Here is a 19,093-nt window from a genome sequence, read left to right as displayed (position 1 = left end):
TTAGTATTACTTACTATAATAAGTGATAAAGATACTCAAAGAGGGCAACTATGACTAAGTCTGAACTGATTGAAAGACTCTGCGCTGAGCAAACACACTTATCAGCGAAAGAGGTAGAGGATGCTGTAAAAGATATTTTAGAGCACATGGCCTCTACGCTAGAGAGCGGTGACCGTATCGAGATCCGCGGCTTTGGTAGTTTTTCTCTTCATTACCGCGAGCCTCGCGTAGGTCGTAACCCTAAAACGGGCGATAAAGTGGAATTGGAAGGTAAATACGTTCCACATTTCAAACCTGGTAAAGAGCTTCGTGAGCGTGTAAATATTGGCTAACGCACTCTTATTAGTTTGAAAAAAGCGGCATACGTTTGTGTATGCCGCTTTTTTGTAATGTATCCAAGCAGTTTACGAAGCGAGCTGTTGATTCTGGCTGTTTTCTTTGCAGCTTTCTACACCCAAGTAACTTTAACTTCTAGGCGTGTCTACAAACTAAGCATCTTGAGGTTACTTGGGTATAGATTATTGCTAATATACGTAGTCTGAAGAAGCATTTTCCTGCATAATCTTACCGACTTACTCCTAGAAGGGTGATGTAAATGAAAATTATAAAAATCGTTGCTGTTTTAGCTCTCTTTTTAATTGCATTGGCGTTAGGTTCCCAAAACCAAGAGCTCGTGACTTTTAACTATCTTCTAGCCAAAGGAGAGTTCCACTTATCTACACTATTAGGTGTGGTATTTGTGGTTGGCTTTGCTTTAGCGTGGGTTATCTTTGGTAGTATCCAGCTGAAAACTCAGCTACAAGTTCGTCGTTTAAAGAAAAAACTGAAAAAGTACGAACCTACAGATGCAAACAAACCTGCTGATAAGCCAGCCATCGAAAAACAGGCATAAGGATAAGGCTTAACTTTAATGCTTGAACTACTCTTCTTGTTGTTGCCTATAGCTGCTGCGTATGGCTGGTATATGGGGCATCGCAGCGCTCAGCAAGACAAGCAGAAGCAATCTCATCAAATCTCTCGTCAGTATATGACGGGTCTTAATCTGCTGCTCTCTGACCAATCAGATAAGGCTGTCGATCACTTTATTGAATTGCTCCAAGTTGATAACGAGACCATCGATACTCACCTTGCGTTGGGTAACCTATTCCGGTCTCGTGGCGAAGTCGACCGTGCAATCCGAATTCACCAAAATCTCATTTCTCGCTCTGGCTTAACACTGGATCAAAAGAATCTTGCACTTCAACAGTTGGCGAAAGATTACATGGTCTCTGGTTTTCTCGATCGTGCAGAGAAAATCTTCGAACAGTTAGTCGAAGAGCCAGATTACAAAGAAGCGGCCCTTCAGCAATTGGTAACCATTTACCAACAAACACGTGAATGGGAAAAAGCAATTTATTACGCCAATCAATTGGCTAAGTTGGGTAATAAACGCTCCAGAATGCGTGCGAATATTGCTCATTTTTGGTGTGAAATTGCAATGCTCGACCAAGCCGATGGTAATACTAATAAGGCAATACAGCACTTTAAAAAAGCCCTAGCAGAAGACCCAAAGTGTGTTCGAGCGAGTATTGCTTTGGGACGAATTTATCTAGAGTCTGAAGATTATAAACACACGATAAAATACCTGACGGGTGTGCTTGAGCAAGACAAAGACTTTATCAGCGATGTCTTACCAACCATTGCAGAGTGCTACCATCATTTGGGCCAGGAAGATGAACTTGTAGAGTTTCTGCGAGCTTGTATTGATAAGAAAGCAGGCGTATCAGCCGAGTTAATGTTGGCTCAGTTGGTTGCTCACCACGAGAACGTCGGGGCTGCACAAGAGCTGCTGACCAAACAGCTGCTGAAAAATCCAACCATGAAGGGCTTTTATCGATTAATTGACTACCACATTGCTGAAGCAGAAGACGGTCGCGCGAAAGACAGTCTATCGACGCTACAAGCGATGGTGGGTGAACAGTTAAAAGTGAAACCACACTACCGATGCCGGAAGTGTGGGTTTTCTACTCATTCCCTTTATTGGCACTGCCCATCCTGTAAAGGGTGGGGGACGATCAAGCCAATCCGCGGATTGGATGGTGAATAATTTTAATGCAGCTGACAGAGTTTCTGTCCGCTGCATTTTTTTAACTTTTTATTTAATAAGAACCAAAATAGTTAGGAGATGAAATGATCGACCAAAAAGTTATTGTCGCACTGGATTATGATAACCAAGCAGACGCACTTGCGTTTGTAGATAGAATTGATCCTGCGTCATGTCGCCTAAAAGTTGGCAAGGAAATGTTTACGCTATTTGGTCCTGATTTCGTACGTGAACTCCACAAACGTGGTTTTTCAGTCTTCCTGGATTTGAAATTTCACGATATTCCAAATACGTGTTCTAAGGCGGTCCGCGCAGCCGCAGAATTAGGGGTTTGGATGGTGAATGTGCATGCGAGCGGTGGTGAGCGCATGATGACGGCATCACGTGAAATTCTTGAGCCATACGGTAAAGATCGCCCACTTCTGATTGGAGTAACGGTACTAACCAGTATGGAACAAAGTGATTTAGCGGGTATTGGTTTGAACATTGCGCCTCAGGATCAAGTTATTCGTCTGGCGACATTGACCAAAAACGCTGGTTTAGATGGTGTTGTATGTTCAGCTCAAGAGTCTTCATTGCTTAAGAGCGAACTGGGTCAAGACTTTAAGTTAGTTACACCTGGAATCCGACCTGCCGGCTCTGAGCAAGGTGACCAGCGCCGTATCATGACACCAGTAGAGGCTATTCAGTCAGGTTCTGACTATCTTGTTATTGGGCGTCCAATTACTCAAGCTGTGGATCCTGCAGCAGTGTTGAAATCGATCAATGATAGCTTGTCTAGTATGTAAGCACAGTCTTGTATTGTATAAAGAAAGGTGAGGCTGTGATGCCTCACCTTTTTTGTACCTAATAAAAATACCAACCGTAGTAAGCAACTGCTCATTTTAACCAGTTATATCTGCTCGCTTACTTGCTTGCTTTAATTGGTGTAGAGGGGAGCTCATTCGGATAAAGGTTCTACGGTTTATTATGAGAAAAGTAGGGCTTGGTACTGTATCGATCACACTTTTGTAACATAACTCACTGTGATGCATAGAAAATGCGACCATGTATTATTGATGACTTGCGTTACAAAAGCCTAAAGAATACTATGGCGAAGATGCATTCACTGCGTTGTAAGGTCTAGGATGACCTAGTGAAACTCTTTGAAATTAATATAGAAGCTGGCAGGAAGTCACTTCATATTACGCTCCTATTATTTCCTATCTGCGTATTTTCTATTTGCAGCTTTCACACTCCGTCTTCCTTGCTACGACCTTAATCGCAAACACAACAAGGAAGAAACATGACTAAAAAACTGCCATTTTCAGTACTTGCAACACTGACCGCTGCCAGTTTTCAACTGAGTGCGGCGGAGTTACCTGCTGATATAGAATGGATTTCAAATAACAATGAACCTCTGTTCGCCTCTGAAGAAGCGGTACGAGGTGGTACTTATCGTACTTACATTCAGAGCTTTCCTCAGACATTACGAAGTGTTGGTCCAGATGCGAACTCCGGCTTGCGCCAATATTTAATGGATGGTTCACCAAAGCTTGCTCAGCGTCATCCAAATACTGGTAAATGGATCCCCCAACTTGCTAAGTCATGGGCATTTGGAGAGGACAACAAAACCGTATTCTTTAAGCTTGATGAAACGGCCGAGTGGTCAGATGGTGAAAAAATTACGGCAGATGATTACGTCTTTATGATGAAGTACTACACGTCAAAAGACATTATCGACCCGTGGTACAACGACTTCTTCACGAACAGCGTTGTCGGTGTTGAAAAAATTGACGACTACACGATCAAAGTCAATCTTGCTGTAGCTCAAAGTCATGACTCGCTCATGGTTATGATTAACATGCCGAGTAATGGTTTTCAGCCTCGTCCGGAACACTTCTTTGAAGGAGAAAAGGACGCAAATAACGATGGCATGCCTGATAACTTCGTCAGAAAGTTCAACTTTAAATCTGAGCCAACTGCGGCGCCTTACTACATTGATAAAGTGAAGAAAGGTAAGAGCGTGACATTCAAACATGTCGGTGAAGATTGGTGGGGGTATAACAACCGCTACTATAAAAACCGTTACAACGTAGAAAAAGTCCGCATTAAGGTGATTCGCGATCCTGATATTGCCATGAAGCACTTTGAAAAAGGTAACTTAGATTACTTTGAGATGGTGCTACCAAGCTTTTGGCATGATAAAACCGATAGTGATGTGTACAAAAAAGGCTATATCCAAAAGTACTGGGGCTTTAACGAAGCACCACAAGGCGCTGGTGGCCTTTGGATGAACACCGCGATGCCGATGTTGGATAACCTAGAAGTGCGTAAAGGCGTTATGGCAGCCACTGACTATGACGGCATGATTGAAAATATCATGCGTGGAGATTATTCACGTAAACCACATGGACTCGGCTTTGGTCATGGCGAATACGATGATCCTAACAATACACCGCCTAAGTTTGATGCCGATGCGGCGGTTAAACATTTCGAAAAAGCGGGCTTTGACAAAGTTGGCGCAGATGGTATTCGTGTCAACGACAAGGGTCAACGCTTGAGCTTTGCTATCACCTATGGATACAACTCTTGGACACCGCGTATTGCGTACTTGAAAGAGCAAGCGAAACTTGCTGGTCTTGAGTTCACGTTAAACTTGGTTGATGGTTCATCTGCGTTTAAATACATTCTTGAGAAAAAGCATCAGTTAGCGTTCTTGAATATGGGTTCTGGTGAGATTCCTGCGTATTGGGAATACCTGCACTCTGATAATGCTAATCGACCACAAACGAATGCTCACACCAACTACAGCAGCCCTGAGCTGGACAAGTTGATTGAAGCTTATGACTCTGAGTTTGATCAGGAGAAGCGTTACGATTTATCGCATCAAATCCAAAACTATGTCAGCAAAGCGAATATCATCGTTCCTGGATACATGGTGCCTTATTCTCGAGTTGCACATTGGCGCTGGGTTAAAATTCCTAAAGATGGCATGACAAAAGCGACAGAATGGGTGCTTCATCCAATGGATATTGGTAATTTCTGGATCGATACCAAAGTAAAAGAAGAGACTGAGGAAGCGATGGACGAGGGTAAAACCTTCCCAGAGACAACGGTTATTGATGATCGCTACAAGTTGTAACTCCACAACTTAGCGGCGATACAAATGAAAGCCCCGGTAATTAAGTTACAGGGGCTTTTTATTTTTACTTAACTAAGTAAGACGCTTCTAAAAGGTAGGTTTTCACATCACCAAGCAAAGAGAAGGCCTTGTCGATGGTTTTAAATCGCTCATCAAGTGAGTCACTAGATATAAGTTGGCTGAACGTTTTTACCGAGAAAGCTTCGTTTGCTTTAAAGAACTGATGCACATTTTCAAGCTGAACTTTATGAATATGCTCCACCTTATTTAGGGCGGTGGTTAAATCGGAAATGTTAATCGACATTGCTACTCAAGAACCTTATCAACAAGACCTCTACATAAGGTCATAGGATGGGGCTTTATATTTTGCCGTAGAGTAGCACCAAAGAACGGATTGCAGTCTGACTAAGATCAATTTGTCTCGCTTGATTATCTACATCTATTTCGATCGGAAAACTTCTCGCAGCACAAAAAAGGGAAGCAACTTGCTTCCCTGTAATTAACATCGATCTTAGATTTTTTTGGCAATGTCCGAAGTCAGTTCTTCCAACCCGACGGATAGTGCGTCGACAAGTGCTCCATAGCCTTCGTTCTGTAGAGGCTGAGAGATTTGTATTGGTGCACTCTTTTCTACATTACCTTCAGCATTAATGAGTAACCATTCCCCCTCAATTTCGATATTGCCTTTGTAGCTACCATTAAATTTATTTAACGTAAGCTGTAGTTTGGCTTCATCATTTTGATCCAACAGGTTGTTCATTTCAGTCGGCCAGTAATGAGTCTGTTTGTGGCGTAGTTCTGTGACGACTCTCTGAGTGATTTGCTCGGAAATACTATGCGCCCATTGATTGTTTCTTGCCTGGATAACTTGAGTCTCAGAGGTTCGGTAAACGATACCACTGTCGTTTAAATAACTTGCCAGTTTTACTGGACGAACAACTAAAGTAGGGCGCTGTGAGATATCAGAAGAGCTCAGCGTCACTGGTTCCGCCTTAGGTAGAAGGTACAAAGCCCCTTTAGTTTCTGGAGCGCTACTGCAACCCGTTAGACCGACAAATAGCGCGATAGACAAAAAGAATACTCGTTTCATTAGTTTTGGCCTTTAACTGGGATTGGGTCACTGATTTCATCTTCTCCAAACACGAGAGAGTTTGGCTTTTCGTTTAGCTGTTTAAGTACGGGTTTAAACTCTGTCATCACGCTTTCTAGTTCTTTGAGCGTGGCTTCCATTTCATTGTACATGGTTGAGTTTGGTCCATAACCATCGAGTGTTTTTTGCAACTGCTGCAAGCTTTGGCGAATATCTGTTGGGATCTCTTGCGTCTCTTTTTGATTTAAAAGTTTATCAATACTGTCCGCGACACGTTCTGCTGACGCCAACGTCTTTTCCGACGTTTTTAACGTTGCATTGAGAGAGTTAAGCGTTTCTTCCATTGGTAAGCTGTTAATCTTATTTAGGAAGTCATTAACTTGGCGCTGAACTTGGGCAAAACCACCACGCATGGTTGGAAATACATCTAAACCTTCATATTCACTTGGAACGTACTGATCATCATTAGGATAAAAGTCTGCATCAATATAAAGCGCGCCAGTTAACAAGTTACCAGTCTTTAAGGTGCCACGGAGACCGCGAGCAAACTCTTCCTTCAACTTTTCTTTGAACATAGATAAAGATTGGGATTCTAAATCTCCGTACACTCGACCGAGCTCAACGCGCACCAAAACTGGAATTTTTTTCGCAGAGAAGTTTTCTTCTGGTGTTGGTAAACGCATCGGTACTCTCGTCACGGTACCGATACGAAGACCGCGGTACTCAACAGGCGCATTCGCTTTTAAGCCACGTACAGATTCATCAAATAACATGACGAACTCAATGTAGTCATCGTACATACCCTCTCTCAGCTGCTTAATATCATCGTACAAGCGGAAATTAACCATGTCTTCTGTGAGTTGTTCACCGGACTCAAGACCTGGAACGGTATCGAAGGTAACGCCACCCGTTAGCATGCTCTCTAGCGAGCCAAACTTAACTTCAAACCCTTCGGCATTGAGCTGTAAATCAACACCAGAATTCAGCCAAAACTTAGTACGAGTGCGCACTAAGCTGTCATAAGGTTTGAAAATAAAGAGTTGATACAGCGCCTTGCGAGTATCAACATCAAAGCTGGTTTTCTCTACACGACCAACGGTAAAGCCTTTATAAATAACCGGGTCACCAACACCTAGTTTGCCAGCTTCGCGGTGCGTTAATACAAGACGCAGGCCTTCTGCATCAGGAGAAGCGACCGGTGGCACATCTAATACCGTAAAGTGCTCCTTTTCTACTTTAGATTTACCCGGCTGAAGTTGGATATAAGCGCCAGAGAGCAAGGTCTCTAAACCTGAAACACCATCACGGCCAATACGAGGCTTCACCACCCAGAACATGGTGTCATCTCGCAGCATGCGCTTCGCGTCTTTATTCATCTGAGCCTTAGCGATGATGTGATCGTAGTTTTCACTGAGAGTGACTTCGGTAATCAGACCGACTTTAACATTCAGTGCTCGGATCTCGGTTTTACCAACCTCAATCCCATCTGCGGTTGGCAGTTGGAGAGTAATTTGTGGGCCTGTACTGTTGATGTATTGGAACAGCATCCACGCTCCCATGGCTAGCGCAAGGATCGGGACAATCCAGATCGCAGAAATCTGCTTTTGCGGTTTTATTTGAGCGGTTACGTTGTTCTCATCACTCATATTTGGCTTTCTCGTTTAAGTTGTCAGAAATCGGCTCCTGCACTTCGTTTTGTGGCAACTGCCACAACAAACGTGAGTCAAATATCATTGCAGAAAGCATAGTGAAAATGACCACTGCCGCGAAAGAGAGCGCAGCAGGGCCTGGATAAATCGCCATTAAGTTTTGCAACTGAACCAGTGCAACTAAGATGGCAACGACAAAGATATCGATCATGGACCAGCGACCAATAAACTCAGTTAAGCGGTATATCTTTAAGCGTGAAATACTTTCTTTGGGAGGAAGGTATCGCGCTTTTTGCGCATTGTAATACAGCCACGCGAGTGCCAGCATTTTCGCCATTGGAATGAATACGCTAGCAAAGAAAATTACCATCGCAATAGGGTAAGAACCTAAATGCCAAAGCAGTATTACCCCTTCCATGATAGTTGAACCTTCTGAATGTCCAAGGCTTACGGTATACATCATTGGATAAAGGTTTGCGGGTATATAGAAAATGACTGACGCAAACAAAAGCGCCCAAGCTTTTTGTAAATTATCAGCTGGGTTGTATTTGTGAATAGGGCTTTTACAACGAATGCAGTATTGGTGCTTTTTCGCTTCAATTGGGTTGAGTTGGTGACATGTATGGCAACCAATATGGTTGTGGTTATGGTGCGTATCGCCCTCATTTACATCGGGCAGCACGATGGCTGGAATGAAGTGTCCCCAGAGCCAGCTTTTGTCAACCATAGAAATACATTTGACTACCAGTACGGTATAAACGCAGAACGCCCAGAATGAAGTCCCCATTCCAATGTCTGCCAGAGAAGCGATTTTAATTAAGCTGACTAATACGCCAATCAAGAATACATCGACCATCAGCCAGGGTTCGACTCGAAACAGAAGGCGACATAAAACTTTCGCCATTCGTTGCTGTTTTTTGGATGGCGTATGTTTACGCGCTTTTAATGCTTCGAGATGAAGAAAGAGAATGAGACCGACATAGATAGCAGGCAATACGACGACCGTTGCGAGAAGCAACACACCTAAAAGTACATTTTGAAATTCAGCCAGCATTTTGGCTGCATGCAATAAGGTGATTTCTTGCGATAGCCCTTGCACACTGAACGACATAAAAGGAAAAGAGATGCTTAACACCAACATGATCAAACATGCCGATGAAATGGCGAGCACGCTTTGATAGGGCTTAGCATTCACTTTTGTCAGAGAATGTGCGCATCGAGGACATTGAGCTTTTTGCCCTTGAACGATATCGGGAATACGAACAACAAGGCCGCATTCTTCGCATGAAATTAACTGACGGGAATTAGGTTGAATACTCATCGGGTAGGTTTTGGATTCATTTGTCCTAAGAATACTCTTTTTTCATTAGACACGCTTGTTTTGATTCAGGAGTTTACGAGTTTCTTACTTTTGGCGTCATAGTATATGGAAGCTCTAAGATATAAACAAAGTCGCGTTTGGCGCATTATTTTACTGCGAAGATTGGTATGTTGGAAGCCGAAAACTACTTAACGTTGCTGGTTTGGAGGGGGGCAGTGATTGCTTCAGGAGAGTAAAACAACCCTGCCCAGAGAGCCTGAGCAGGGAGGTGGGAGCACTGGTATTTAAGATGAATGGTTGTCTTTTACTCGACGGTACCGCTCTTGAAAGCATTCGAGCCGACTTGCTTACCACTAATTGTTTTTCCGTAATAGCCTTGATGTTGGTGATATCTCTCTGCGTTTGCGGCCACGTTGCCTTTAAATCGTGGATCTTGTGGACGCTCGTGGCTATTGACGTATGCCGCGACATCCCACGCTTCTTGTTTGCTTAACTGGACACTTTTCCCAAGCGGCATGTTTTCGTAAATAAAATAGGCCGCGGTGTTAATACGGTGCATACCTGCACCCCAGTTATACGCATATTCGCCCCAAAGTGGTGGAATGTATGAATGGCCGTCGGTGCCTTTTATGCCTGAACCGTCGGCGCGATGGCAAGTTTCGCAGTTCTTTTCGTAGACTAATGCCCCTCGCTCTGGTGATGGTTCTTGCTCAGGGGCGGCGATTTTTGGGTAGCCACGTCCAGAGAGATTACCTCGTTCTTCAATTGGTAATGCTTGCGCGATGGCTTCTGGCAGCGGGAAGTCTTTTGCTTTTCCACCAACTTGCAACGCTTTTGCGTCTAGCTCCGGAATTGGTTCATCCGTCATACCATGTTTGTCGAGCAAGCCGCCCATCGCCAACCAGTAGGCGTAAGCACTAAGGGCAACAATTTCTGGCGAATCGTAAGCGGGAGCTTTACCGTTCATGGAATATTCGAAACAACCCTGGATACGGTCAGCATAGCTGTTTACGCGATCGTTTTTCTTACGATATGCCGGGTAGGCCATGTATGCCGCCCATAGAGGTGCAGCGTTGGCTTTTCGTCCTGCTTCCATATGGCAATTCACACAGTTTTGTTCGTTGCCAACGTATTTTCCGCGCATTTGTTGCGAGTTAACAAATAGGGAATAACCACGTTTTACTTGCTCACCAAATTCGGTATTTGGAATGGTGCCTAGATCACGCGGTTTTAAGTATTCACCGTGATTCTTTTTTTTCACCGCGGGCAGTTCAGTTTGACGATCCGGCAGTGGCTCGTTGGCCAAAGTAGCAGCAGAGATGAGAGGCAATGCGAACAAAGAATATAAACGTTTCATGTCTGCTCCTAGTAACGTAATGAGGCAAAGTAGTAGGAAAGGTTTTCAATCTCTTCGTCAGTGAGATTTTTCGCGATAGTACCCATCATATTGAGCGGGTCACCACTGCGAGTGCCGTTTTTCCATGCCATCAATTGCGTTTTTAAGTAATCAGCATGTTGGCTTGCGAGGCGAGGGAATTTGTCGACGCCCATTCCGCTGGCTCCATGACAAGTCGCGCAAGCTGGAATGTTTCTATCCCAATCGCCTTGGAAGATCAATTTACGATACGGGTTACGAATGTCGGCTTGGTCGCCGCGTTGCTCTGGGTTAGTGAACTCGTAGCTTGGAAGGTTAGCAAAGTAATCCATGACTTCTTTACGAACGGCAGGATCGCTAAGCTCTTTCGCCATGCCTTGCATGACTACGTTTTGGCGTTCACCACTAAGGAATAGTTCGATTTGGGTGTTGAGATAATTCGCGTTCAGACCAGCAATCATAGGCGCAATGTTTGGTTGACCCATGCCATCTTGGCCGTGACAACCGCTGCACACGCTGGCTTTTTCAGGAATAGACGAGGCGCTTGCGCCCATTGTGGTTGCCAGCAAACAGGCCGTCACCACAGGTAGTATTTTTGACATGCTGACTCACTTTAATTGTTATTAATATGTCCAAGTGCTACTTGGTAGTCACTAGGACGATATTGTCGGCCTTGTCAATAAGGAAAGGTATTGTGGATTTCCACATATTTAGAGGATGTGAAGAGCTGCTAAATGACAGCTCTTCAGGTTAGGTTTTCTACTAAGCTTTGCGGATTTTGGCTGGTAATGATTGGCGAGCCGCGGCTCCTACCACCCAATCCAACAACACGCCTTTGCCTTCTCGGGTTGGGTCAATTAAGCCAATGTCGTTAATGTTGACGCCATCTTGGCTGCGCGTTTTTACGGGTTGCTGTTTATCGCCGATCCAGTGCGAGCGTTGTCCTAGCTCGGTATGACCAAAACCATGTTCAAATCCTAGTGTGCCAGGGCGAATCCCGCTGACTATCATCGCAAGTGCTTTGGTGCTTGCAGATGGAGTCTCGATAACAAACTCATCACCCGTTTTAATGCCTGCGTGTTCGGCATCGACTGGATGGATGTACACTGGGTTTACGCCTTTGATCGAGTTCAACCTTGGCGATAGGTTGGATACCGCACTGTGAATGTTGGATTTAAAGTTAGTCAGGCTGAAAGGCCATTCTGAGCTTGGGAACTGGTCTTCCATTGGTGTGCCGTCGGCCAGTTTTTGTGGATGCCATGTTGGGCAACCCGTGTAGAAATCTCCCGTCATGGTGTTTCTTGCGCTGCCGACACGTTCATTCCATATCGCAACAGGTCGTGTCCATTTGTGCTTCATTTGATCACCTTGATACGCTTCGGTTGCATTTTCAAAGCGTCCGCCGCGAGCAAAAATAAACGCCACTCGTTTCATCTCATCCGCTGTTAGCGTTCTTTGCATCGCTGGCATTAAACGCTCTAAGCCTGACCATGCAATGTCTTCTGCCGAAACTTCAGGCACGCCGCCTTTCACATAAGCCAAGTTTGCCGCAGCTCGCAAATAGAAATCTTCGGCGCGATGGAGAGCGTGCCAGTTGCCTTGTGCATCTTGAATTGCATTGTCACCAAAACCGCCCAGCTGCATTTTCTTAGCAACATCAATCAGAAAGTTCTCTAAGCAAATCGAGCGACCGTCGGCGGTTTTCTCTGTTCGCGCTTCCACTATCGGCCAACGAGCGGTGACGGTTTTCACCGGAACATCGTGCCAAGGCGTTGCCATGCCCCAGCTTTCGTAAGTAACGGTGTCCGGCACAATGTAATCCGACAACGCGGTGGTTTCGTTAATGAACGCATCAACAGACACAATCAAACCGAGCTGCTTTGGATCTTTAAGCTTGTCTTCCAGCAGTGTTTTCAAACCGGGTACACCATACATCGGGTTCGCCATGTGGTTGATCCACGCTTTAACGCGATATGGATAACCATCAATAGCCGCAGATAGGTGTTCTGTCAGTAGTGGCGCTGCAAACGGATACCAAGGTGCGCGAGTTGGATAAGGGGATTTTCCTGCCTCAACGCGACGTTTGTATTCGCTGGTTTTGTGGTATGGGAATTTACTGCGCGATAAAAAGACGCCTTTCGGGCCGACTTTGCCAGCAAACTTGGTGAAGTCGTAACGAGGACCCGCAGCGGAAGTTGGGTAGCCACCCGCTTTCGCCATCGCGCCGCCTTTCATGTTGATGTTACCAATCAACGCATTGAGCATCATGATGGTAAACGAGTTATAGAACCCATTGGTGTGCATGTTGCCGCCGTGGGTATCGACCACCGCTTTGGTTCCGTGACTGGTGAAGCGTTTTGCTAGTGCAACAATTTGCTTGACAGGGATTTCACATTGTTGGCTGTAGAACTCAAGGCTGTATTTGAACGCCTCTTCTTTGAGTCTTTGCAGAGACGACTTTACGCGCACTTCACCTGATGCAAGCGAAACCGTTTTATCGACAAACAGTGCCGCTTCCTCAGCTTGGGTATGAACACCAAATTCGCCACTTTGATCATCCACGATGACGTACGGATCGGAATCAGACAACGCTTCGCCCTCGAATGGCAGATTCAGATCCGACGCGCGTAAAAACGTGCCGTTTCTCGGGTGCTGCTCATCGCTTATCACGAGATGTGTCGCATTACACCAGTGCGCGGTGCCTGCTCGTTTCATCGCGTTCGCGCCCGGCTGCGCCAAGAAGGTTTTGTTGTAGCGTTGATTTTCGATGATCCATTGGATCATGCCAAGCACGAGGGCAGAGTCGGTGCCCGGCTTGATTGGTATCCAGCGGTTGTTGTCACCTGCCGCCAAGCTCGATGAACCCGCAGGTAAACTTGGTGTGATGATGGTGTATTCCAAGCTACCTTCTGTTCGCGCATTGGCGAGTTGGCGTGCTTGACGCTTAAAAGGGTTACCCGCTTGAGCAGGCGACATGCCAATAAAGATGATGTATTCCGCATTATCGAAGTCTGGTTTTAAATGGGCAAATTTATCCAAATCATTCATAAATGCACCGCTGCCAGCACGAAATGCGTAGCCGCAGTAAGAGCCATGATGCCCAAAGTTACGTGTACCATAGCTATTGAACGCGAAGCGTTTGAATATGTCGTCTCGGCCTTCGTTACCGGCATTGGTCATTAACAATTGGTTGGCTTTCGGTCCATATTCTGGGTTTTCAGGATCTACGGGCGTTGTTAAATCGTGAATGTCGCGTAAGCCATCAACATGGCCTTCACCAAATAAATCACCACCTTCTACGACTTCTTCTATCAATTGCTCGTAGCTGATCGGAATCCATTTTCCTTCGCCGCGTTTTCCAACTCGTTTCAGTGGTTGAGTAATGCGGTACGGGCTGTTGCGAATTTCTAGCATCCCATTGCCACGTGCGCATGCTGTTGAACGACCTTCAAGACCCGCTTCTCCTGCCAAACTTAAATAAGCATCTTTGACTGGCGTTTCGAACGGAATGTGTTGCTGATGAGACAGCGGGTGATATGGGTTGCCACTGATACGCAAGATCTCGTCGTTGCGGTTATCAATGCGTACACGCAATCCGCACAGTGACCAACAACCAAAACACATCGATGGCGCAACACGTTGGTTTGGATTTGGGATCAGATTACCTTGGTCATTGACGGCGTATTCTGGTTCGAGGGAATTGCCGTGGTGAATATCGCGAGTCTTTTGCCCAGCAGTGCCTTCCAGCGCACCTTCTACCATGTGCTTGGTTGTGGTGGCGTAACCTGCAGCAAATGCACCAAGCCCACCGACTGCAAGGCCTGATTTCAAAAACTGACGGCGTTTGTTATCCATAATGAAATCCTCTTTGATTAGCGTTCAGTTAAGGTGAGTGATGATGCGTTTGCTTCGATATCTTGTTTTGGCTGAACCAGCTCTGAGCCGAGCAGTGCCAGAGCAAGCCATAATCCGAGCATGCCGATAATGCCTATCCAGCCATTTCCATCCATAGTGAGTTGGTATGGATACAGCCCTGCATCGAACTTGGCGATGGTTTGTACTTCCATGATGGTGAACCAGCGAATCAGCCACGCGCTTGCCAATGCGGCAGCAGACACAAAGCCGAGCCCTATGACGTGACGAAATCTGGCTGATGTGGACTTTTGGGTATCGCGTAAGAAGATGAAGGTGAGCAAAACACAACCTAAAACGACAAAAGTGAGCAAGGCAATGTTGTGCATCCATTGTTCGCTAGAATAGAGCGAAAATGTAGAGTTGTTGGATGCCCAAATGGGTAGGAGAATCAGCGTCAGAACGCTGCTCGTTACCAGTGACTTTTTGAGTAAATTGTTATCACCAGAAGTGAGAATTTTCGATTGGCTAGGCAGCAGTAACCAAATCAGCAGAGAAAATCCGACTGCGCCCATAAATGCAGTGACAAACCAAAGAATTGGTGACGCGGGTTGGTGCCATAAAGAGCGCGATTGAACGACTGCAATTTCAGCTCCAGTATAAAGGGCGATGGTTAAGCCTGATAACACGGTGATTGCAGATATTGTGAGCATCACTTTGCGAGAAATAGCCCATTCACCAAGCGACAACTTAGATAACAGAGGTAGTACTTTTCCCGGTTGATTTCGCAGTGCGATAAGATCCTGACGCAGATACAGCCATGCTGTCGCAACCGCCAGCGCAGAAAAAATAGGCAGGAACAGCGAGCCTAGAGACATCCATGACCACGGCGTGATGTTCGCGTAAAAATGCCAAGCTCGTCCCGGCTGGTGAAGGTCGCCAGTTAACGCCAACGGGCCGACGATAGCGCCGATGGCCATCGTTAGCACCAGCGCGGTGCGTAACCGATGACTGGTGTGTTGCTCAAATAACAGTGCGATTAGGAACAAAATAGCGGCAGCGTAAGCAGAACCGATGTAAAAGAAGTACTGCACCGCCCACGGGAGCCAAGCCATTGCTTGAGGTTGGACTAACACTTCGGTGATGTTCATGCGCGCTCTCCTTGTGGGTCGTAAATAGCTGGCTGCCCGTCGATGTGGCTGGTGAAGCGTTCATCCATGCCGATGTAAAACACATGCGGCTTGGTCTCTTCATTGGGCTTTAGCACTTTGATGTCGTCTTGGTGCTTCGCAATTAAGCGGCGGACTTCACTTGACGGATCATTCAAATCACCAATCACGCGAGCGCCGCCCACGCAGGTTTCCACACAAGCGGGTAACAAACCTTGTTCTAAGCGGTGAGCACAGAAGGTACATTTGTCTGCGGTGAGCGTGTCTTCATTGATAAAACGCGCATCGTAAGGGCAGGCTTGTACACAATACGCACACGCTACGCAGCGACTGTTATCCACCATGACGATGCCATCTTCTCGCTGAAAGGTTGCTTGAACGGGACAAACGGCTACGCACGGCGGGTTATCGCAGTGATTACAAAGCCGAGGCAGCATAAAGGCCTTTGCTTCTTGTGTGGTTGTGGAACCGTCATTGAGCGTGACTTCGTATTGTTTCACTGTGGTTCGAAACTGACCGATTGGCGCTTGGTTTTCAATGCTGCAGCCTACGGTGCACGCTTGGCAGCCGACGCATTTACGTAAATCGATCACCATGGCGTAACGTTTTCCGACTTGTCCTTTTCGGTCGGCGGATTGGTTATTGCGAATAACATTGCCCGCGGTTGCGGTGCCAATACCTGCAATGGGGATCAACGCGGCACCCGCTGTAATGGCGCTAAGAAAGCGACGTTTGGTGGAATCCATAACTCACCTGCTGTTAGTTGAATTTGAACTGACTGATTCCATTGTGAGAAATGCGCTGCGAGGTCGATATAGTGGATTTCCACATACCCAGATCAAAGTTGATCTAAAACAAATGTGGTTTACGGAAGGTAGCTGTTATTCTTGCTCCATTATTTTCGAAGGAACGATTCGACTCATCATGAACAAAACGCCACGGTTGCTTCAGTTTTGGATTCTGTGCTTGGTTTTCTTTGCATCTTTAGCTCAGGGCGCTGTTTCTGAACAAGAATATCTGCAAGGAATGCAGCAGCAAAAGACGGTGCAGCCAGAGGCCAAGCAGAAAGTCGAAGTGGGCGTGTTAGCGATACGTGGTCACCTTTATGCCGAGCAGAGATGGCAACCGACCATCGATTGGCTCAACCAGCAAATCTCGGACGTGCACTTTGAACTGCATCCGCTCAATTTGGACGAAATGGGGGAGGCGGTGAAGTTTCAGACCATGGACTTCATCTTAACCAACCCAGGTCAGGCTGTGCGATTGGGCAGACAATATGCGCTGTCATGGATGGCAACATTGACGGGGCGCGCACCGCAAAACTCGAACTATAGCATTGGTTCTGCGCTAGTGGTTCGGGCAAATTCGCCATACCAAACATTAAAAGATGTTTCTGGATTCCCTGTTGCGGCAGTGTCCGAAAAAGCGTTTGGTGGTTATCTGACACTGCGCTATCAAATCGTGGAAATGGGACTCGATCCGAATGACTTTTTTGCGGATGTTCGCTATCTCGGTTTTCCAATTGATGCCAACCTCTACCAACTACGTGACGGCAATGTTGAAGCCGCTGTCGTGCCTGCTTGTCTACTGGAACAGATGCAAAATGAAGGTCTGTTACAGCACGGTGATTTTCGAGTCTTAAACCAACAGCCAAATGAACATTCTTCGTGCGCTGTTTCTACGCCGTTATATCCAAACTGGTCGTTTGCCAAAACAGAACGCGGCTCGTCTCTTCTGGCGAAAAAAATCGCGCAAGTCTTGCTTGCTATGCCGCCAGAGCACCCCGCCATTATTGCCGCTGGCGCGTCAGGCTGGACATCGCCCGTTAGCTTGTTGAGCATCGATAAACTCTATCAGGCGTTGGATTTACATCCATTGCAGCAACCTTGGTGGAGTGAGGCGCTGCGCTGGTTGCGCAGTCATCAAGAATGGGCATGGGCACTGTTCATGTTTGTGATTGTATTGAACGCGTACCACTTTTGGCTTGAGTATCGTTTTAGCAAAAGCAAACAAGCATTAGAACTGACATCGCTAAGGTTGAAAGAGAAAAGTGAGCAGTTAGAACATTCGCAAAGAGTGGCGATTGTCGGGGAAATTGGCAGCAGTCTGGCTCATGAATTAAATCAACCGCTGGCAGCCATTCGTAATTACAGTGAAGGTGGGTTGCTGCGTCTTGCAAAGAAGCGTCCGCATGAAGATATTGTGCCTGTGCTAGAGAAAATACAGGAGCAAGTTGAACGAGCCGATGCAATTATTCAGCGCTTAAGAACGTTGATCCGCAAGCGTAGTGTCGACAAAGCGCCGTGCGACCTTCAACTACTCATTGATGACACGATTGAGTTGCTCCATTTTCGAATGCAGAAGCAAAATATTTCGATTGTGACCAGTATAGAAGGGAACGTCCGTCCGGTACTTGTCGACGCTGTGGGCGTTCAACAGGTTTTAGTTAATGTGATCAGTAACGCGATTGATGCGTGTACTTTGTTCCAGGAGAAATATCACTCGTCAGGTTATCAAGGTAAAATTACCCTGCATAGTGACTACCAAGTCAATCAACTTTCCATTCGAGTATTGGACAACGGCACAGGGTTGCAGAAAGAGAATCCGACTCAAGCGTTTGTGAGTAGCAAAGAAGAGGGGCTCGGGCTGGGGTTAGCCATTTGTCGTGATGTAATGGAAATGCATGGTGGCGAGTTTCTCATCAGCTCGACAGCGCCACATGGCTGTTTGGTTGAGCTCGTGTTTCCATATCAAAACTAATCTGAACTAGGCATAGGAGCATTCAATGAGCAGCGGTGAAAAGCAGCTACCTGTTTTTGTAGTCGATGATGATGAATCGGTGCGTGACTCGCTCGCTTTTATGTTGGAAGAACATGACTTCAACGTCACCACTTTTGCTGATGGGCAGTCTTTCCTCGATGAGGTGGACGTTCAGCAAGCGGGGTGTATCATTCTTGATAGTCGAATGCCAAATCTTCGTGGTCAGCAAGTCCATCAAATTTTAAATCAAGCCAACAGTCCCTTGGCCGTTATTTACCTGACGGGGCATGGTGATGTCCCGATGGCGGTCGATGCATTACAAGCTGGCGCGGTCAATTTTTTCCAAAAGCCAGTCAAAGGCGATGAGTTGGCACAAGCCATTTTGCAGGGACAAGCGCAGTCGGCTGCAAACCTTGATATGGCGGCGGCAAAATCGGCGTATGAATCGCTCACTCCCAGAGAAAAAGACATTTTACGTTTGATCATTGCAGGCAAGCGCAACATTCGAATTGCTGACGAACTTTGCATTGCAATGCGCACGGTTGAAGTACACCGCGCTAACCTATTGAAAAAGTTCTCAGCGAAAACCGTCGCAGAGTTGGCATATATTTATGGCAAGCTAGATTAGAGCTTAGTGAGTGAAGCTTCTTAATGTTATTTGTGGATACAA

At 46.1% G+C, this 19,093-nt stretch carries 16 protein-coding genes; 7 read left to right on the top strand and 9 right to left on the bottom strand.

What is annotated here, in order from left to right:
* The first annotated feature begins 50 nt into the window (after positions 1 to 50).
* From ihfB to CBX98_RS15685, 5 genes are all read left to right on the top strand, one after another.
* The gene (gene ihfB / locus CBX98_RS15705) at positions 51 to 332 is read left to right on the top strand and encodes an integration host factor subunit beta (RefSeq protein WP_005385816.1); all 282 of its coding nucleotides are present in this window, start codon (positions 51 to 53) and stop codon (positions 330 to 332) included.
* Between the two features lie 263 nt (positions 333 to 595).
* Positions 596 to 892: a lipopolysaccharide assembly protein LapA domain-containing protein gene (locus CBX98_RS15700; RefSeq protein WP_005397112.1), complete on the top strand. Its 297-nt coding sequence runs from the start codon at positions 596 to 598 to the stop codon at positions 890 to 892.
* Positions 893 to 910: 18 nt separating this feature from the next.
* Positions 911 to 2,086 carry a lipopolysaccharide assembly protein LapB gene (lapB, locus tag CBX98_RS15695; RefSeq protein ID WP_005376665.1) on the top strand — a complete coding sequence of 392 codons (1,176 nt, stop codon included), beginning with the start codon at positions 911 to 913 and terminating at the stop codon, positions 2,084 to 2,086.
* Between the two features lie 83 nt (positions 2,087 to 2,169).
* Positions 2,170 to 2,871, top strand: a complete 702-nt coding sequence (gene pyrF, locus CBX98_RS15690; protein ID WP_005397105.1) for an orotidine-5'-phosphate decarboxylase — start codon at positions 2,170 to 2,172, stop codon at positions 2,869 to 2,871.
* 497 nt (positions 2,872 to 3,368) lie between these two features.
* Positions 3,369 to 5,207 carry an extracellular solute-binding protein gene (locus tag CBX98_RS15685; RefSeq protein WP_006742667.1) on the top strand — a complete coding sequence of 613 codons (1,839 nt, stop codon included), beginning with the start codon at positions 3,369 to 3,371 and terminating at the stop codon, positions 5,205 to 5,207.
* A gap of 64 nt (positions 5,208 to 5,271) precedes the next feature.
* Here the strand turns inward: CBX98_RS15685 and CBX98_RS15680 are convergent, their stop codons facing one another.
* The 9 genes from CBX98_RS15680 to dsrO form a co-directional block, all read right to left on the bottom strand.
* Complete coding sequence (locus tag CBX98_RS15680; RefSeq protein ID WP_005397103.1) at positions 5,272 to 5,511, bottom strand: hypothetical protein; 240 nt, start codon at positions 5,509 to 5,511, stop codon at positions 5,272 to 5,274.
* 207 nt (positions 5,512 to 5,718) lie between these two features.
* A complete protein-coding gene (locus CBX98_RS15675) occupies positions 5,719 to 6,297 on the bottom strand; it encodes an ABC-type transport auxiliary lipoprotein family protein (protein WP_109169736.1) in 579 nt (192 codons plus the stop codon).
* A complete protein-coding gene (gene pqiB, locus CBX98_RS15670) occupies positions 6,297 to 7,943 on the bottom strand; it encodes an intermembrane transport protein PqiB (RefSeq protein ID WP_109169735.1) in 1,647 nt (548 codons plus the stop codon). The genes CBX98_RS15675 and pqiB overlap by 1 nt, the downstream gene beginning before the upstream one ends.
* The gene (locus tag CBX98_RS15665) at positions 7,936 to 9,267 is read right to left on the bottom strand and encodes a paraquat-inducible protein A (protein ID WP_109169734.1); all 1,332 of its coding nucleotides are present in this window, start codon (positions 9,265 to 9,267) and stop codon (positions 7,936 to 7,938) included. The genes pqiB and CBX98_RS15665 overlap by 8 nt, the downstream gene beginning before the upstream one ends.
* 304 nt (positions 9,268 to 9,571) lie before the next feature.
* Positions 9,572 to 10,624, bottom strand: coding sequence for a c-type cytochrome (locus tag CBX98_RS15660; protein ID WP_104971943.1), 1,053 nt, complete (start codon positions 10,622 to 10,624; stop codon positions 9,572 to 9,574).
* Positions 10,625 to 10,632: 8 nt separating this feature from the next.
* Entirely contained in the window at positions 10,633 to 11,244 is a 612-nt protein-coding gene (locus CBX98_RS15655; RefSeq protein WP_017448376.1) for a c-type cytochrome, read from the bottom strand.
* A gap of 160 nt (positions 11,245 to 11,404) precedes the next feature.
* Positions 11,405 to 14,497, bottom strand: a complete 3,093-nt coding sequence (locus CBX98_RS15650) for a tetrathionate reductase subunit A (RefSeq protein ID WP_109169733.1) — start codon at positions 14,495 to 14,497, stop codon at positions 11,405 to 11,407.
* A 17-nt stretch (positions 14,498 to 14,514) separates the two neighbouring features.
* The gene (gene nrfD, locus CBX98_RS15645; RefSeq protein ID WP_109169732.1) at positions 14,515 to 15,645 is read right to left on the bottom strand and encodes an NrfD/PsrC family molybdoenzyme membrane anchor subunit; all 1,131 of its coding nucleotides are present in this window, start codon (positions 15,643 to 15,645) and stop codon (positions 14,515 to 14,517) included.
* A complete protein-coding gene (gene dsrO, locus CBX98_RS15640; protein ID WP_005486371.1) occupies positions 15,642 to 16,409 on the bottom strand; it encodes a sulfate reduction electron transfer complex DsrMKJOP subunit DsrO in 768 nt (255 codons plus the stop codon). The genes nrfD and dsrO overlap by 4 nt, the downstream gene beginning before the upstream one ends.
* A 178-nt stretch (positions 16,410 to 16,587) precedes the next feature.
* Here dsrO and CBX98_RS15635 point away from each other — a divergent pair, with 178 nt between their 5' ends.
* Together CBX98_RS15635 and CBX98_RS15630 are read left to right on the top strand one after the other, a co-directional pair.
* Positions 16,588 to 18,423 (top strand): sensor histidine kinase, encoded by a 1,836-nt coding sequence (locus CBX98_RS15635; protein WP_109169731.1) that lies wholly within the window; start codon positions 16,588 to 16,590, stop codon positions 18,421 to 18,423.
* Positions 18,424 to 18,448: 25 nt separating this feature from the next.
* Complete coding sequence (locus CBX98_RS15630) at positions 18,449 to 19,051, top strand: response regulator (protein ID WP_005397090.1); 603 nt, start codon at positions 18,449 to 18,451, stop codon at positions 19,049 to 19,051.
* Positions 19,052 to 19,093: the final 42 nt, after the last annotated feature.

It is taken from the genome of Vibrio sp. T9, from assembly GCF_003123985.1.
GTDB classification, from domain to species: Bacteria; Pseudomonadota; Gammaproteobacteria; order Enterobacterales; family Vibrionaceae; genus Vibrio; species Vibrio diabolicus.
Note: the sequence above shows the minus strand (reverse complement) of the source record. Positions and strands in the feature narration are given on the sequence as shown.

What these genes read in the sequence shown, in the direction of transcription:
- CBX98_RS15660 (WP_104971943.1), bottom strand. Translation starts at nt 10,624, where the DNA reads ATGAAACGTTTATATTCTTTGTTCGCATTGCCTCTCATCTCTGCTGCT.
- CBX98_RS15685 (WP_006742667.1), top strand. Translation starts at nt 3,369, where the DNA reads ATGACTAAAAAACTGCCATTTTCAGTACTTGCAACACTGACCGCTGCC.
- CBX98_RS15700 (WP_005397112.1), top strand. Translation starts at nt 596, where the DNA reads ATGAAAATTATAAAAATCGTTGCTGTTTTAGCTCTCTTTTTAATTGCA.
- CBX98_RS15630 (WP_005397090.1), top strand. Translation starts at nt 18,449, where the DNA reads ATGAGCAGCGGTGAAAAGCAGCTACCTGTTTTTGTAGTCGATGATGAT.
- CBX98_RS15650 (WP_109169733.1), bottom strand. Translation starts at nt 14,497, where the DNA reads ATGGATAACAAACGCCGTCAGTTTTTGAAATCAGGCCTTGCAGTCGGT.
- dsrO (WP_005486371.1), bottom strand. Translation starts at nt 16,409, where the DNA reads ATGGATTCCACCAAACGTCGCTTTCTTAGCGCCATTACAGCGGGTGCC.
- pyrF (WP_005397105.1), top strand. Translation starts at nt 2,170, where the DNA reads ATGATCGACCAAAAAGTTATTGTCGCACTGGATTATGATAACCAAGCA.
- ihfB (WP_005385816.1), top strand. Translation starts at nt 51, where the DNA reads ATGACTAAGTCTGAACTGATTGAAAGACTCTGCGCTGAGCAAACACAC.
- lapB (WP_005376665.1), top strand. Translation starts at nt 911, where the DNA reads ATGCTTGAACTACTCTTCTTGTTGTTGCCTATAGCTGCTGCGTATGGC.
- CBX98_RS15655 (WP_017448376.1), bottom strand. Translation starts at nt 11,244, where the DNA reads ATGTCAAAAATACTACCTGTGGTGACGGCCTGTTTGCTGGCAACCACA.
- pqiB (WP_109169735.1), bottom strand. Translation starts at nt 7,943, where the DNA reads ATGAGTGATGAGAACAACGTAACCGCTCAAATAAAACCGCAAAAGCAG.
- CBX98_RS15635 (WP_109169731.1), top strand. Translation starts at nt 16,588, where the DNA reads ATGAACAAAACGCCACGGTTGCTTCAGTTTTGGATTCTGTGCTTGGTT.
- nrfD (WP_109169732.1), bottom strand. Translation starts at nt 15,645, where the DNA reads ATGAACATCACCGAAGTGTTAGTCCAACCTCAAGCAATGGCTTGGCTC.
- CBX98_RS15665 (WP_109169734.1), bottom strand. Translation starts at nt 9,267, where the DNA reads ATGAGTATTCAACCTAATTCCCGTCAGTTAATTTCATGCGAAGAATGC.
- CBX98_RS15680 (WP_005397103.1), bottom strand. Translation starts at nt 5,511, where the DNA reads ATGTCGATTAACATTTCCGATTTAACCACCGCCCTAAATAAGGTGGAG.
- CBX98_RS15675 (WP_109169736.1), bottom strand. Translation starts at nt 6,297, where the DNA reads ATGAAACGAGTATTCTTTTTGTCTATCGCGCTATTTGTCGGTCTAACG.